Annotated in this window: 12 protein-coding genes; 6 read left to right on the top strand and 6 right to left on the bottom strand. The window is 48.2% G+C overall.

Features of this window, described 5'->3' with window-relative positions; genetic code table 11:
- Position 1: 1 nt before the first annotated feature.
- A complete protein-coding gene (locus Q6A92_RS20140) occupies positions 2 to 1,291 on the bottom strand; it encodes an apiosidase-like domain-containing protein (RefSeq protein ID WP_274401284.1) in 1,290 nt (429 codons plus the stop codon).
- 181 nt (positions 1,292 to 1,472) lie between these two features.
- Positions 1,473 to 2,483, bottom strand: coding sequence for a LacI family DNA-binding transcriptional regulator (locus Q6A92_RS20135; protein ID WP_274401285.1), 1,011 nt, complete (start codon positions 2,481 to 2,483; stop codon positions 1,473 to 1,475).
- A gap of 129 nt (positions 2,484 to 2,612) precedes the next feature.
- Here Q6A92_RS20135 and Q6A92_RS20130 point away from each other — a divergent pair, with 129 nt between their 5' ends.
- The 6 genes from Q6A92_RS20130 (at position 2,613) to Q6A92_RS20105 (ending at position 9,586) form a co-directional block, all read left to right on the top strand.
- A complete protein-coding gene (locus Q6A92_RS20130) occupies positions 2,613 to 4,043 on the top strand; it encodes an L-fucose/L-arabinose isomerase family protein (protein WP_332239129.1) in 1,431 nt (476 codons plus the stop codon).
- A 42-nt stretch (positions 4,044 to 4,085) separates the two neighbouring features.
- Positions 4,086 to 4,907 (top strand): transketolase, encoded by an 822-nt coding sequence (locus tag Q6A92_RS20125; protein ID WP_274401325.1) that lies wholly within the window; start codon positions 4,086 to 4,088, stop codon positions 4,905 to 4,907.
- Positions 4,904 to 5,845, top strand: coding sequence for a transketolase family protein (locus tag Q6A92_RS20120; protein ID WP_443029765.1), 942 nt, complete (start codon positions 4,904 to 4,906; stop codon positions 5,843 to 5,845). The genes Q6A92_RS20125 and Q6A92_RS20120 overlap by 4 nt, the downstream gene beginning before the upstream one ends.
- A 9-nt stretch (positions 5,846 to 5,854) precedes the next feature.
- Complete coding sequence (locus Q6A92_RS20115; RefSeq protein ID WP_332239128.1) at positions 5,855 to 7,318, top strand: FGGY-family carbohydrate kinase; 1,464 nt, start codon at positions 5,855 to 5,857, stop codon at positions 7,316 to 7,318.
- A gap of 2 nt (positions 7,319 to 7,320) precedes the next feature.
- Positions 7,321 to 8,781 (top strand): glycoside hydrolase family 1 protein, encoded by a 1,461-nt coding sequence (locus tag Q6A92_RS20110; protein WP_332239127.1) that lies wholly within the window; start codon positions 7,321 to 7,323, stop codon positions 8,779 to 8,781.
- Positions 8,782 to 8,848: 67 nt separating this feature from the next.
- A complete protein-coding gene (locus Q6A92_RS20105) occupies positions 8,849 to 9,586 on the top strand; it encodes a transaldolase (RefSeq protein WP_332239126.1) in 738 nt (245 codons plus the stop codon).
- Between the two features lie 1,200 nt (positions 9,587 to 10,786).
- On the opposite strand, the gene glmS is transcribed toward Q6A92_RS20105, so the two are convergent.
- The 4 genes from glmS to cdaA form a co-directional block, all read right to left on the bottom strand.
- Positions 10,787 to 12,592: a glutamine--fructose-6-phosphate transaminase (isomerizing) gene (gene glmS, locus Q6A92_RS20100; protein WP_332239125.1), complete on the bottom strand. Its 1,806-nt coding sequence runs from the start codon at positions 12,590 to 12,592 to the stop codon at positions 10,787 to 10,789.
- 481 nt (positions 12,593 to 13,073) lie between these two features.
- On the bottom strand, positions 13,074 to 14,432 hold the full coding sequence (glmM, locus tag Q6A92_RS20095; protein ID WP_332239124.1) for a phosphoglucosamine mutase: 1,359 nt from the start codon (positions 14,430 to 14,432) through the stop codon (positions 13,074 to 13,076).
- A gap of 112 nt (positions 14,433 to 14,544) precedes the next feature.
- Entirely contained in the window at positions 14,545 to 15,825 is a 1,281-nt protein-coding gene (locus Q6A92_RS20090; protein ID WP_274401292.1) for a CdaR family protein, read from the bottom strand.
- On the bottom strand, positions 15,818 to 16,648 hold the full coding sequence (gene cdaA / locus Q6A92_RS20085; protein WP_443029764.1) for a diadenylate cyclase CdaA: 831 nt from the start codon (positions 16,646 to 16,648) through the stop codon (positions 15,818 to 15,820). The genes Q6A92_RS20090 and cdaA overlap by 8 nt, the downstream gene beginning before the upstream one ends.
- Between the last annotated feature and the right edge of the window lie 3 nt (positions 16,649 to 16,651).

The following is a 16,651-nucleotide window of genomic DNA, read 5'->3' as shown; positions in this document are numbered from 1 at the left end:
GCTAATTTACCTCCTTTATTTTGCTGAGAATAATAAGTGAGTCTGCTTCTGCTCTGCTCATATTCAACACCGACTCATCTTTGAAACTGAGATTTGAAATCTGGCGCGTTTGAAGATCCACACTCTGTGCGCAATAGTGAGCTGAATCGATCCCTAAGTTATTCAACTTGAGGGTGGCATTAGTTGGTACATAGATAACGAACAGCGCTTTTTCTCTGTTTGAAGCTACTCGAATACTTGGCTCATCGTTGACATTTTGGGATACCGGAATGATCTCACTCCCCTCAAAAAGGCTACTGACGGTTTCTTTTAAAAATGAAATGTCATTAGCGCCCTTAAAGTGCAAGGCATCACGCCAATCGAAAGGAGTTAGAAAGCCTTCACCTTCGACGATGCCAAATGACTGTCCATGCCTATGCCAGCTCCAGATCCCATGCGCACCATAAGTGAGACCGGCGTCAGCCCCCGACAATATGGAACTCCAGGATGCCTTTCTTACATCGCGAGCAGAATATCGGCCATATTTGTTGCGACTATAGCTAATGTTTTCATAACATGGTTCGGCGTTGACAATGGGACCAGCAAAACCTTTTTCGCGTAATTGAACAGGAATCTGATAAGCGGTCGCCTGTCCGTCAAGATTGTGGCCTGATTGATAGCTGAAAAAATCGACACTATTTAAAAATTCTTCGGGAAGATCGATGAATCGACCTTTGATGTGAAAAGAATATATTGCTGAAGGGTCATTCTCTTTTACTACTTTGAAAGCTTTTGAATAATAACGAACAGTTTCGTCAGTCGGAAAGTCAGCGTCGCCGCTGACAAAGTAGATTGGCTGGAATTTCTTGAACCGCTTTGTTACGTAGGATGCGTACTGTCCGATGTCCTTATAGGGGATCTGATTATTCAGAGCAAGAGCACTCGCCCATGTACCCGGAACGTAGTTTGCCCAGAGCAATACCAGAGCTGGAATCATGTCATGGTCTCGCACCATCTGCAACATTAGATCGGCCCTATCGAAATATTCTTCATTTAACTGGCTAAAATCATAATTGTATTGATTTCCCTCGTGGGTGACGGGGAAGGGTTCATAACCAAGATCTGAGCCACTGGCATCCCATTGTCTGAGAATGTTGATCTGAACCGCATTAAATCCTTGGGCTGCTCGGAAATCTAGATAGTAGTTCCATTCATCCAACGTGATGTTCGTAAAGGCGCTCCAGCAGGTGTCTGCAAGATAGAAGAAAGGTTTTCCATCTTTTACAAAATTGGTTCTTTCTACTGTGAGCATAATTGTCACCTCCAAGTCGATTTTGACAAAAAACAATTTGTAATTCATGTATTCGCTTTCTTGATCGACTTAAAATTAACACACTATTTTGCTTTAGTCAATCTAATTTTACTAAACAATTAATAAACTAAAAAGAGAGGCCGCTGACCCCTCTTTTTTAAATATTGTGGCAATGAGCTGGTTACAAGGACTCGCGTTTTACCAAAGTCGTTGCAATCAACGTTTTTTGTGGATACCAAGCTGCATTGGATTGCTGTTTGAGCAACTGATGCAAGGCCTGATCGGCGATTTGCTCAATTTCAACGTGGATGGTTGAAAGTTCAGGCGAGATCAGGCGTGCTTCTTGAATGTCATCAAAGCCCATTACCGCCAAGTCTCTTGGAATATTTAAACCAGCTTTTTGAGCGGCTTTGATCAGACGGATCGCAATGTAGTCATCTTCGCAAAAAATGGCTTCAGGCATATCATCACCCAACGCGTTGAGATTTAACCCCTTTGGATCTACGTTGGTGGGGGGAACAAGATAGAAATGCTGATTGGCCACAATGACACCAGCTTCCAGAAGTGCCTCCCGGAACCCGCGCCGTCGCTCGTTGAAGTTCGACATGGGTTTATCGGAAGCAAAATAGCCGATATTTCGATACCCCTGATCCAGCATATACTTTCCTGCCAATCGGGCGCCTTGATAATTGTCCATCGTGACGAAATCAGCAACAACATCTTCAAAGTAAGTGTCGAGAAAGACCACTTTTTGCAACCGTCGCTTGATCATCAGTGTTTGTTCCCGCGTCAGATCCGTTCCTAGTACGAGTACACCGCTATTGCTGGCTGCAGCGACCTCATCAAGCTTTTTAGGCAACTGGTTCCCTTGAATGGTCATGGTACGGAGGCTGCTATTCATCTGGCTTACAGTGGCCGATAGGGCGGAGATCAAGCTATTGAAAAAGGGAAGACTACGATAATTGTCTTGAACGACTCCACTGGTTGTCACGACCAAAAACGTGACTTCCCCGATCGTGTTGTCAGGGGTGCGGCGCGTCTTACGGAGTGGAGTGTATCCTTGTTCTGTAATGATGCTGATGATTTTGTTCCGAGTTTCTTCACTGATCCCGGGCTTGCCATTGATTGCCAGCGAAACAGCCGACTTTGAAACGTTGGCCATCCTGGCGATGTCGCTCATTTTCAATCTCATACTCATCCCTCCGCTTATTGCAACTAGAATAATACTAAATTAAGACGAATTTTGCAAAACATCTTGTGTTAAGCTAAATAAACAAATACAATAGTTTTGTAAACTAAATAATAAAGTTTAGGAGGAATCATGATGACTGACAAGATCAAGCTTGGCTTTGCTCCCACCCGTCGAAATATTTTTTCTGCAGACGCGGCGATCGAATTCGCTGACCTTACCCGAAATAAACTAAATGCCATGGATGTTGATTTTGTTGATATCAAAGACATTAACGAGGACGGCTTGTTATATGACGATGCGGGGATGAAAAAAATTGCCGCCAAATTCAAAAAAGCAGGCATCGACGGTTTATTTTTGGCCAATGAAAACTTTGGAACGGAATATGAATGCGCACGTCTAGCTAAACAATTTGATGTACCGGTTTTGCTTTGGGGACCAAAAGACGAAGCACCAGCAACTGACGGTTCCCGTTTGCGGGACACACAGTGCGGTTTGTTTGCAATCGGGAAAGTTCTTAGACGATTCAAGGTACCATTTACTTACTTGGTCAATGCTGATATCGGGGATTCAGAATTTGAACAAGGTGTTCTGGATTTCATCAAAGTTTGCAATGTCGTGAAGACCTTCAAAGAAACTCGTATCTTGCAGGTCGGCCCCCGGCCTTTTGACTTCTGGTCAACTATGGTCAATGAAGGAGAGTTATTGGAACGATTTAACATCTCATTATCGCCAATACCTCTGACAGAGCTTGTTGAAAAAATTCATGAATTGCAATCAAACAATGACTCTGAGATCGCTGAGACAGAGCAAAAACTGCGGTCGATTGCCGACGTGGAAATAAGTGATAAGGATTTGAATATGGTATCAGCATTAAAGGTTGCCTTGAGCCGAAAGATGAAAGAATACGGTTGTAATGCAGGTGCCATCCAGTGCTGGACCGCACTTCAAGACGAGATCGGGATTCTGCCTTATGCTTCTGAATCCTTGTTGCAAGATGAAGGCACGCCGGTCACCTGCGAGACAGACATCCATGGTGTGATCTCAGAGCTTCTTGTCGAGGCCGCGACGATGGGTCAGGAACGTGCGGTTTTCGCCGATGTCAATTGCCGACATCCTGAAAATCCAAATGGGGAATTGCTCCAACATCTGGGCGTTTTTCCGTATTCGACAGCAAGGAACAAACCGAAGCTTCCGAAATCTCACTTCGTCTTTGACTATCCGGGCAGTGTTGGCTTTCAGGCCAAAGACGGCACATATACGCTCTGCCGCTTTGATGGAGACAATGGAAACTACTCACTGCTGCTGGGTAACGCGAAAACTTGTGACGGACCATACGAACAAGGTACGTATCTCTGGCTACAATTTGTCAATTTGAACCGCTTTGAGACCAAGCTGGTTTATGGCCCATACATTCATCACATTGCCGCAGTGCGGTCAGACGTTGTGCCAATTTTATATGAAGCATGCAAATATTTGGATATTTCACCAGATTTTTATGATCCGATCGAAGATGATGTCAAAGCTTATTTGCGCGGTGACATTAAGAGCATCGTGAAATAATGGGAGGTGATCAAGTTGATCAATGAAAAGGCATCACTAGATATTCAATCCTTGAAGTTAAAAGCTGCACAGATGAGGTTAGCAACTTGGAATATGATTTTTCAAGCTAAGACCGGTCATACAGGCAGCGATCTTTCTTGCACTGATATTTTGGTTGCGTTGTACTACGGCGTGCTGAATCAAACTCCAAAAACATTCAGTGATCCTGATCGAGATCGTTACATTCAATCAAAAGGTCATGCAGTCGAGATCTTATACAACGTCTTGGCAGACCGGGGGTACTTCCCAAAAAGCGACTTATTTCGGTACTCACAGTTTGATTCTCCTTATATCGGTCATCCAACCAATCATATCAACGGGATTGAAATGAACACTGGATCACTGGGACATGGGCTGGGTCTAAGTGTCGGAATCGCAGTTGCAGGAAAGCTGGATAAGCGAGACTACCATGTCTATACCTTGATGGGGGATGGTGAACAAGCCGAGGGGTCAGTCTGGGAAGCTGCGATGGCTGCTGGCAACTATCAACTTGATAATCTGACCGCAATCATTGACCACAACCGACTGCAGATCAGTGGCCCAACCACCGACGTTATGAACAGCGAACCATTAGCCGATAAGTATGAGGCTTTCGGATTTTCAGTCACGGAAATCGATGGGAATGACATGACGGCGTTGGTCGATGCTTTAACTGTCCCTAACGAAACCGGCAAACCAAGACTTATTCTAGCCGATACAGTAAAAGGCAAAGGGATCAGCTTTGCGGAAAATCAGGCAGGGTGGCATCATCGAGTGCCTGACGAAGCCCAGTATAAACAGGGCGTTCAAGAGCTGGAAGCAGTGATCGGAGGTTTGGAAAAATGATGAATCAAGCAAAGATTGGTGAAGTGATTTGTGACGAAATGATTACTGCTGCGAGTCGTGATCATAATCTTTTAGCGGTAACCAGTGATTCTCGCGGTTCAGCTTCGTTGACGCCATTTGCCAAGGAACGGCCAAAACAACTAATCGAAATGGGGATCGCCGAGCAAAACGCCGTGACCGTAGCAGCTGGTCTTGCTCATAGCGGCAAACGACCTTTTGTATTCTCTCCGGCAGCTTTTTTGACAATGCGCAGTATAGAACAAGTCAAAGTCGACGTGGCTTATTCAAATAGTAACGTCAAACTGATTGGCATCTCCGGCGGCAACTCTTACAGTGTCTTAGGTGCCACGCATCATTCTCTTCAAGATCTGGCGATTACACGAGCGATACCAGATTTAGAAGTGTACATGCCAGCAGATCAAGCACAAACGCGTGGTTTAATGCAGTATCTGGTCCAATCTGATCGGCCAGCTTATGTGCGAATCGGGAAAAGGGCGCTACCCAACATCTACGACAATGAAAAACGTGCCTTTTCAAGGCCGGGCCAAGCTAATATCTTGTTCGATCATGGCCATGATGTTGCGCTGGTTGCAATGGGGGAGACCCTCAGCATAGCAGTTGATACTGCTAAGATGCTCAATCAGCAAGGCATCCATGCCAAAGTTGTCGATCTGGTTTCCTTAAAACCGCTCGATCATCGTTTATTGAGTCGCGTAGCCACTCAGGTGGATCTGATCGTGACCATTGAAGAACACAGCATATATGGTGGCATTGGTTCAGCAGTAGCGGAATCTTTAGCCTCGCACCAACATGCCCCAATCCAGATTGTCGGGTTTCCCGATGAACTAGTAATTGCCGGTACTCAAGATGAAGTGTTTGCTTATTATGGAATGGATGCCCAATCGCTTACACGAAGGATTTCGGATTGGATGAAGTAGGTGGAAAACATGACTGAATTGACGCTTGCAATCGATCAAAGCACCCAAGGAACCAAAGTATTGCTGATCGATCACGAGGGAACCATCAAGTACAAAACCACACGAACTCACCGCCAATTGATCAGTCCAGAGGGCTGGATCAGCCACGACCTTACTGAAATTCAGGCAAACCTTAAGGCATTGGTTCATCTAGCTTTAGCTCATGCTAAGGGAGCGACTGTCACCAGTGTTGCTATCAGCAATCAGCGTGAGACAGCAGCTGCTTGGTCAAGAAGTTCCGGAGAGCCGCTCGCTTTGGCCATTGTCTGGCAAGATAACCGCGCGAAAGAACTAGTGGATGAGTTGGTTGCTAAACCTGAATCAGGAACAATCAAGATGAAGACAGGCCTAAATCTATCACCCTACTTTACGGGCGCCAAGTTTGCCTGGCTGCTTATACACAACGCTGTGGTACGGACTGCCCAGAGTCGAGGAGATCTTTGTTTCGGGACGATTGATAGTTGGCTAGTTAGTGTCTTGACCAATGGAGATTCTTTCAAGACAGAGCCAAGCAATGCTTGCAGGACGCAATTGATGGATTTGAATACAGGGACATGGGATCAATCTCTTTGTGATTTATTCGGCATTGACCAGAACGAGCTACCCCAAATCATTGATTCTGATGGTATCTTTGGAAAGACTGATCTTTTCGGTGAACTCAATCATTCGATTCCAATCACTAGCGTTCTGGGAGATTCTCAAGCCGCCCTTTACGCAGAAGGCTGTCACTCGCCTGGCCAATTTAAGGTGACCTTTGGAACCGGTAGTTCAATCATGTTAAATACTGGCGAAGAGAAGATACGCTCCGAAACGGGCCTTAACACTTCAATTGCATGGCGCAAGCGTGGTCAGACCACCTATGTCCTGGAAGGTAACGTGAATTATTCTGGGGCAGTGATAACCTGGCTAAAAAATAACCTGGCGATCATTGGCGACCCAGCTGAGACTGATTGCATGGCGCAGGCGGCAGATCCAAACGACACCACCTGTCTTGTCCCAGCCTTCAGCGGACTGGCGGCACCGTATAATAGGCCAGAAATGAAAGCGGCTTTTGTCGGCATGACAATGCTGACTGGAAAGAATGAATTAGTCCGAGCCAGTCTTGATGCTGTTGTTTTTCAGATCGCCGATATCGTTCAATTACTTCAAGATCAGTCTCCAGATCTCGAGCCGATCATCCACGTTGACGGTGGAATGATTTGCAACCATTACTTGATGCAGTTCCTTGCAGACATTGCACAACGCCAGGTTATCATTTCACCTGTCCAAGAACTGAGCGGTGTTGGGGCAGCATTGAACGGTTTTGATTCATTTCCGATTAAAGAAACCCACACCGAAAGATACTCGCCAGAAATCTCAACAGACCTTGCCGAGCAACGAGCGGGCCATTGGCGGAAAGTAATTACACAATTACAGACAACGGAAGGAGTTTAAACATGAGCACCTTTCCAGATGGATTCTTATGGGGCGGCGCGACAGCTGCCAATCAACTTGAAGGCGCATATGACCGCGACGGGAAAGGCTTATCAATCGACGATGCCTATCCCGGTGGCAAAAAACGGCTCAATTTACTGAAAAGCCCAGATTTTGACTGGACTATCGATGAGAGCAAATACGACTATCCAAACCACGAAGGTATCGATCACTATGACCATTACAAGGAAGACATCGCGCTGTTCGCGGAGATGGGCTTCAAGTGCTACCGCTTCTCGATCGCCTGGACTCGTATCTTCCCGAACGGCGATGAGACCGAACCAAATGAAAAAGGTCTGGCATTCTATGACAGCCTCATCGACGAGTGCCTGAAGTACGATATCGAACCGGTGATCACCATCTCTCATTATGAGATGCCGCTGAAGCTGGCTAAAGAATACGGCGGCTGGAAGAACCGGAAGCTCATAGATTTCTTTGAGTGCTTCGCAAAAACGGTCCTGACCCGCTATGCATCCAAGGTGAAATATTGGATGACCTTTAATGAGATCAACTCCGCCTTCCACTTCCCGGCAATGAGCCAAGGCTTAGTTCAGGCAAATGGCGGGGATGATTCAACTAATATTTTTCAGGCTTTCAACAATCAATTCGTGGCCAGCAGCAAGACCGTCAAGATCGGCCATGAACTGGATCCGGACCTAAAGATCGGCTGCATGATTCTTTACGCGACGGCGTACAGTATCGACGCGAACCCGGTCAATCAGCTGGCGACCTTGCAAAGTCAGCAGGCCTTCAACTTCTTCTGTGCTGACGTTCAGGTGCGCGGCCAGTATCCGACATACACCAAGCGCCTTTACAAGCAGTATCATGTTGACGAAAGCCGGCTCGAAATCACGGACGACGACCTCGCTTGGATCAAAAAGTATCCAGTCGATTACATCGGCTTCAGTTACTACATGAGCAACGCCGTCGACGTGACATCAGACAACTCGGACAAGACTGGCGGCAACATGCTCGGTGGTGTAAAGAACCCGTTCCTAGAAGCCAGCGAATGGGGTTGGCAGATCGACCCGATCGGTCTGCGTATTGGCCTGAACGAACTCTATGATCGTTATCAGGTACCGCTCTTCGTTGTTGAAAATGGCCTGGGCGCCAAGGATAAGGTCGAAGCTGACGGCAGCATCAATGACGACTATCGGATCGACTACCTGCGCAAGCACATCGAAGCTATGGCCGCTGCGGTCAATGAAGACGGTGTTGATGTGATGGGCTATACGCCATGGGGCTGCATCGATCTGGTCAGTGCCTCGACTGGTGAGATGTCGAAGCGCTATGGGTTCATCTATGTCGATTTGGATGATGAAGGCCACGGTACGCTGGCGCGATCCCGGAAAAAGTCGTTCGTTTGGTACAGAGGTGTGATTGCTTCAAATGGGACCGAGCTTTCAACTAATATCAATTACTGAGCAACTAAAAACCCTCGATGAAATCAATCGTGGGTTTTCTAGTGACCAAAAAAGGAGAGATAAGTAGATGGGGAAGTTAAATGTTAATGTCGAGATCTATGCGGACGGTGCAGTAATTGAGGACATGATCGCTGCTTATGAATCTGGCTTTGTTAGTGGATTTACCACAAATCCGAGTCTGATGAAAAAAGCAGGTGTAAAAGACTATATGGCATTTTCTAAAGAAGTCATTGAAAAAATTCCAGATCTGCCGCTATCTTTTGAAGTATTTGCCGATGATTTTGAAACGATGGAAAAAGAAGCGGAAAAAATCCACTCCTTCGGCAAAAATGTATTCATCAAAATTCCAATTACCAACACCAAAGGAGAATCGTCCATTCCGCTGATTAAAAAGTTAGAGGACAAGGGCTATTCGCTGAACATCACCGCGCTCTTGACCGTCGATCAAGTGGAAGATGCAGTAGCTGCTCTGAACCCTGACGTAGAAAACATTGTCTCTGTTTTTGCCGGTCGTATTGCTGATACCGGACAAGATCCGATTCCTTACATGAAGAAAGCAGTTGCTATTTGTCAATCCAAGAAGGGTGCCAACTTGCTTTGGGCAAGCTCCCGTGAACTGTTTAACGTTTACGAAGCTGATCGTCTAGGCGTGGATATCATTACCTGCACACCGGAAATCATTACGAAGCTAAAGAAAGTCGGAAAACCTCTGGAAGAAGTTTCATTGGATACAGTCAAAGGATTTAATAAAGATATCAAGTCACTGGGATACTCAATTCTAACAGAAAAAGAATCTTCAAAATAAAAGGCTGCAGTTAGTCTTGTGGTATTAAGTCAAGTTCTAAATAAGATTTATTTTTTAACTTTTAACTGATGTTTCAAAAAGGGACAGCACTAATCTAAGTCACAAAATTTCCAAATATCTGAAAGCGATAAGGAGGCGGACCTTACTGATTATCGGTGATGCGGCGTCCAAAGGCAGCACCTTCAACTCCGCGTCTTCATGAAAGAATATCGTTGGGTGAAAACTGTAAATGGACGTGGACTCCATGCCGATCACTCACGTTTATAGGGAGTGGCTGAGCTGAGTTTTAACACAAGCTCCTTGATGGCATAAGCCCCGTTAAGATTGTTCGCCAAGGACTGTTGAGCCCAATTACATTGATCACTGTTTAAAAAGCAAACATCCAGTTTCTGTGCTCTGATATCCATCCGACAAATAGTTTCACTGGGAAGGACCTACTTCCCTATTCATTTTGGAATAAGCTCGGATACTCTGTGATGTCCCCTAATTACAGCTGCATGAACGCCACCTCGCGATCAGTAGACAAAGACCGAAAGGCCCAACTCATCCTGCCCCCGATGAGTTGAGCTCGCAACCGCTACATCTTATGCGTCAGCATATCCGGCAGCTGCACGGGCAGCAGACTAATTACGTAGAAAGACTACAGGAGGGAAAAGCCTAAACCCGTTGGATCCATTTCAATGAACAACTAGAGGTTATCACGCAGTACCTAAGCTGAACAGGGATGACTATTAACTTCGAAACTTATTATACGAGGAAGACTTGCTAGGGCAAAAGCTATTGTGCAACTATCCATAGATACTATACGTACATTATCTATTGATGCCATTGACAATGGCTAATTCCGGTCATCCCGGCCTGCCAATGGGTTCCGCCCCCATGGCGTATATTCTCGAGGTCGGACAGAAAATGATGAATGCGCTGCATAATCCAGCCTTTGATTCGATGAACCTGACTGGGTGATGAAATGTTTTGCATTGTCTACCGTGGCTTATAATTTGTTAATCCACCGCCGTCTCGATTCTCAGCGCAATATCGTGCAATTTTATCTTCCGCCCATTGATTCGTTCGCTTCGGTAAACAATCACCCTCTGAACAGAAAAAAACTGCTGCTATGATTCACTCATAGTAACAGTCTCAGTAAACAGCTTTTTTGTCCGATGCAATAAATATTATATATTTCTATTTCTCATTTTTTTATTATTCCACCGTGACCGATTTGGCGAGGTTTCTTGGTTTGTCGACATCGCATTCGTGCTGCAGGGCTGCGTAATAGGCGATCAGCTGCAGCGGAATGGCTGAAACAAGCGGTGTAAAGGATTTGTGCACTTTAGGAAGCACGATTTTGTCGCCGGGCCGGGCGGTCACGCCCTCCATGCTGATGACGGCGGTGTGGGCGCCGCGGGCCGCGACTTCTTCGACATTGTTGCGGATGCTGTTATTGACGCTCTCCTGAGTGGCAAAGGCAAGAACCGGCGTGCTGTTCTCGATCAGGGCGATTGTGCCGTGTTTGAGCTCGCCGCCGGCGAAGCCTTCGGCCTGAATGTAGGAAATTTCCTTCAGCTTCAGGGCCGCCTCCATGCAGACGTAATAATCAAGGCCGCGTCCGATATAAAAAGCGTTGCGCGTCACCGACAGATAATCACGGGCAACCGCCTGCAGCAGCGCCTTTTCATCGATCATCCGCTCCATCGCCTGGGCAACGAGACTCAGCTCGTGAACCGGATCGAAATCAAGAACGATTCCCCGGCTCTCTGCCGCGGCAACCGCAATGAAAGACAGAACCGCCATCTGGGCCGTGTAAGCCTTCGTCGATGCAACGGCTATTTCCGGTCCGGCGAAAAGCAGCATCTTGTAATCCGCTTCACGGTAAAGCGTCGAACCTTCGACATTGGTCAGCGTCAGCGTCGGATAGCCGAGTTTCTTGACTTTGACAAGCACCGCACGGCTGTCGGCCGTCTCGCCGCTCTGTGAGATGAAGATGAACAGCGGTTTTTTTGAGAGAAGCGGCATATTGTAGGAAAATTCGCTTGAAATATGCACTTCGGTCGGAATCTGAGCGACCTGCTCGATCAGCTGCCTGCCCACCAGGCCGGCATGATAGCTCGTGCCGCAGGCAATAATGTAAAGCCGGTCCGCTTCGTTAATCGCCCGGGTAATGGCCGGATCGATCGCAATCGATCCGTTTTTCCCACGGTATTTCTGAAGCAGCCTTCTCAGCACAGCCGGCTGTTCATCAATTTCCTTCAGCATGTAATACGGATAGGCGCCCTTTTCCGTATCGCGGGCATCAAATGAAACGGTGTACGGATCGCGGGTTTTCACATGGCCGTCAAGATCCTTAATCACATATCCGTTCCGCGACAGCAGGACAATTTCTTCATCCATCAGTTCGACATAACGCTTGGTCTGCTGAATCATCGCCGTTGCGTCACTCGCCACAACATTGAATCCGTCGCCTGCGCCGATCAGAAGCGGACTTTTGTTTTTCCCGACATAAATGAGATCGCTGTTTTCCGCATCAAGCATCGCAATGCCGTAGGAACCGTCGATCAGCTTCAGCGTTTTCCGCAGGGCTTCTTCCACCTCAAGGCCGCCGTCGACAAAATGTTCGATCAGCTGAACAACGACTTCCGTGTCCGTATCGCTTTTCAGAGAGACTCCTCCGAGATAACGGTCGCGCAGCTGCGCATAGTTCTCGATGACGCCGTTGTGAACGATGGTAAACCGTCCGGAAGCGCTCTGATGCGGGTGGGCGTTGCGCCGGCTCGGTTCGCCGTGCGTCGCCCAGCGTGTGTGTCCGATGCCCTGAGTGGCCTGAATGGACGGGTCAACAATGGTCCGAAGCGCCGCGATCCGGCCTTTTTCTTTGAAAACATGGACGCTGCCTGCAGTCTGGAGTGCAATGCCTGCCGAATCATAGCCGCGATATTCCAGATTGCTGAGCCCGTTCAATAAAATGTCGCGTGCATCCTTATTGCCAATATAACCAACGATACCACACATTGGGTTCCCCTCCATGTGAGGCAAGAAAGCATTCCGGGGCAGTCTTGCCCCACTTGTTTTTTTATTGTCATAAATGCCTGCTGTCCGGCCTCTGTCCAGAAAGTTGCCTCTCTGTTTTGTACACGGATTAACGGTGCAGGCTGTTTCCGAGAGGCATCCGCCGAGTCTTTCGATAAACCTCTTCCTCGTCAACTATTCCGACTGCTCATCATTTCCGGGAATAGTCCAGGCGCTTTATATTCAGTTCATCCGCCCTCTCTTTCCTTCTTGAGTCAAACCTTTCGGCCAATCGGCCGCACAGAAATTCTACTTAAAAAATATATATCTGTCAACAGACTTTCCCGCGGGCGTCTCCCCCGGCAAGAAAGCATATTTGCTATCCGCCGGCCGGATTCTCTCGCTTGCTTTGCATACTTTAAATTATTCAGATCGGTTATTCTCCGTGCCGGCCGGACATACCCATATATTATAAAATCAGAAATCAGTCCTGGATCTTACCGCCGATCTCTTTTTCGACAGTCTGGGCGATGCGTGCAACGTACGCGCTGCATGCTTCTTCGGTCGGCGCCTCCGCCATGATCCGCACAAGCGATTCGGTCCCGGACGGGCGGACGAGAACACGGCCGTCACCGGCCATTTCCGCCTCTACTTCACGAATGACCTGGCCGACCGCCGGATTATCAGTAACATGAAATTTATCGGCCACCCGCATGTTTACCAGTTTCTGGGGATAGGTCCTGATATCAGCGGCCAGTTCGGACAGCTTTTTCCCCGTCGCCTTCATGATGCTGACGAGCTGCAGTGCGGACAGCATGCCGTCGCCCGTCGTCGAATGATTGAGAAAAATAATATGTCCGGACTGCTCGCCGCCCAGCGCATAGCCGCCCGCCCGCATTTCCTCCATGACATAGCGGTCGCCGACTTTTGTCTGCTTCGTTTCAATTTTTGCCGCTTCCAGGGCTTTATACAGGCCCAGATTGCTCATAACCGTCGTCACGAGCGTATTTTTGCTTAATTGACCCTTCGACTTTAAATAAGTGGCACAGATATACATAATTTTGTCTCCGTCAACGATGTTTCCAAGCTCATCGACCGCAATCAGACGGTCGCCGTCGCCGTCAAAGGCCAGGCCGCAGTCAAGCCCTTTCTCTACGACGAGCGCCGCAAGCGCATCCGGGTGTGTCGAGCCGACTCCGTCATTAATGTTCTTCCCGTTCGGCGATGTGCCGATCGGCACAATATCCGTTTCAAGATCGGCGAACAGATGCGGGGCGAGTGCACTGGTCGATCCGTTGGCACAGTCGAGCCCCAGGCTTAAGCCTGAGAAATCGTCATCCTGAATCGTGTCCTTCAGGAACTGCAGGTATTTCTGGCTTCCTTCAAAATAGTCGCCGGCGGTACCGAGATCAGTGCCGATCGGCCGCGGCAGATCGTCTGTATTTTTTGCGAGAAGCGTTTCGATGGTTTCCTCTACTTCGTCGCTCAGCTTAAAACCGTCACTGCCGAAAAATTTGATGCCATTGTCGGCCACCGGATTGTGCGAAGCCGAAATCATAATGCCCGCGCTGGCATCCATCGCTTTCGTCAGGTAGGCTACGCCCGGAGTCGAGATGACGCCGAGACGCATCACTTCGACGCCGATCGACAGTAATCCGGCAATCAGAGCTCCCTCAAGCATATAGCCCGAAATCCTCGTATCGCGCCCGACCAGGACCTTCGGGTGCTCCGTCGTTTTCGTCAGAGCATAGCCGCCCGTCCGTCCGAGCCTGAAAGCCAGTTCGGGTGTCAGATCCTGATTCGCGATACCCCTTACTCCGTCTGTACCAAAATACTTTGCCATTTTGATCGCTCCTATCTTTCCACTCGTCCAAATTCGTCTCTATTTTGAAAAATCCTCCAAGAAAACCTGATTTGCCGGCAAACGATTGGCTCGCATTGGTAACCGGCACGTCCTAGCTGATGCTGACACCGACGCTTCCGGGAGATGCATGGGCACTCAGTCCGTTCGGAACGGTCACGTCGACCGTTACCTGATGCCGGCCCGTACCCAGTCCGCTGAGATCGACACTCGCCTGTATATCTTTTGCCGTTAGATTATTGAGGTCCTGAGAATTCCCCGTAACTGAAACATCGACGTGATTCGCCGAAGTGAACGTTGCATTTCGGCCGGAACTAAGCCCCGTCATCGTAAGGGGAATCGATTGAAAATTTTTTGACCCGTATTGCCCGCTTGAACTGAAAGCCGAGCTGGCGCTGCTGCCGCTGCCTGTTGATGAAGATGATTTTACAATATGCACCGTCACGTCGACCTTCGCGGGCGAAACCCGGGTCGCGCCGGACGGAACCGGTACATCTACTGAAAATGTTTTATCGCCCGACAGCCCGTCGACGGAAACGGAAAGCGGTGAAATGCCTGTGATCGTGCTCAGCGTATTCTCGTCGGGCGCAATCACATTGACTGTATTCGCCGACAGATCAATCGAGCCGACTGAATAGCCCGATGCAGGCGTGCCGGTCGTTACCGCCTGAATGCTCAATTGTTTGGACACCCGTGTGACCGGCACCTGCACGTGAACGGCAGACGGTTCAATGGATACATCGACCTCTTTGCCGGTACTATCATATGCATGCAGCGTAATCATTCTGTCAACTGTTGCACTGGCATTTTTGACACTGACAACCCCTTTGATAAATGCGATGGAATTAACTGTATCCTCTCCGCCGGTTACGGTCACGGCTCTTGGATCAATCACCGGGTCGCCGACAAGCAAGCCGGCGCCGACCTTACTCTTGTCCAATATGTCGACGGCTACCGGAAGCTCCTTGCTGGTCTTTTTCTGTATGGTGACCCGTACAGATGACGGGACAGGCGTCACTTTCAGGCCGGTCGGGAAGCCCTGTGTCTGAACCTGTACGTCATAAGTGCCGGATTTCATATTCGTCAGATCAATGAAAGCGCTTTTCATCGTCAGCAGCTTCGCTTTCAAAATGAGATCGTTTGATCCGTTCAGACGGAGGTTTACGGACCGCGGAGCGCCGCTGACCACATATTGATTTGAATTATAGCGGACATCCAGCCCTTCCGTAATCATCATCTGCTGCGTCTGATTTGTAATGACGCTGGACGGCGTTGAAGAAGGCGTCTGCCCCGCATTCACAATGGCATAAAGCATCAGCGCTATAACAAAGGAAATAATCTTGACGAGCCAGTTTTTGCGCAGCAGTTTATCCATTATGCTTCCCTCTCCAATTCCATCTTAAAGAACCTGTGTTCTTTTCAGATTTGTTTAGTTCAGTCTGCAGGATTTCCGTCAGCCGTTCTTCAGAAATGTCGCGGAACATTTCGCCGTTTTTTGTGACCGTAATGCCGCCTGTTTCCTCCGATACAACCACGGTGAGAGAGTCGGTGACCTCGCTGACCCCCATTGCCGCACGATGCCTTGTCCCAAGTTCTTTCGAGATGAACGGACTTTCAGAGAGCGGCAGATAACAGGCTGCCGCCGCTACTTCATTTCCCCGGATAATAACCGCACCGTCATGAAGCGGCGTGTTCGGGATAAAAATATTAATCAGCAGCTGGGAAGTCAGATTCCCATGTAGAGGGATGCCCGTTTCAATATACTCATTCAGCCCCGTTTTCCGTTCTATGGACATCAGCGCCCCGATCCGGCGCTTGGCCATATATGAAGACGCCTTGACAATGGCGTCGATCATCTGTTTATGCTGTTCTTCAACAACCGTCCCCCGGGAAAAAAGCCGTCCCCGGCCAAGCTGTTCGAGCACGCGCCGCAGTTCAGGCTGAAAAATAACAATAATCGCAAACAGGCCGTATGTAATCGCATTGTTCAGGATCCATTCGAGCGTCTTCAGCTGAAACAGGCTGCTCAGAAACCAGACACCGACGATAACCAATATACCTTTCGCAAGCTGAACGGCCTTTGTGCCCCGGATAATCAGGATGACTTTATAGATCAGATAGGTGACGATCAAGATATCAATGATATCCGTCAAATAGTTTAAAATGTTAAAATGGGCCAACCAAGACATGGCTTTCATCCT

This window comes from Sporolactobacillus sp. KGMB 08714, assembly GCF_036598985.1.
Taxonomy (GTDB): Bacteria; Bacillota; Bacilli; order Bacillales; family Sporolactobacillaceae; genus Sporolactobacillus.
Note: the sequence above shows the minus strand (reverse complement) of the source record. Positions and strands in the feature narration are given on the sequence as shown.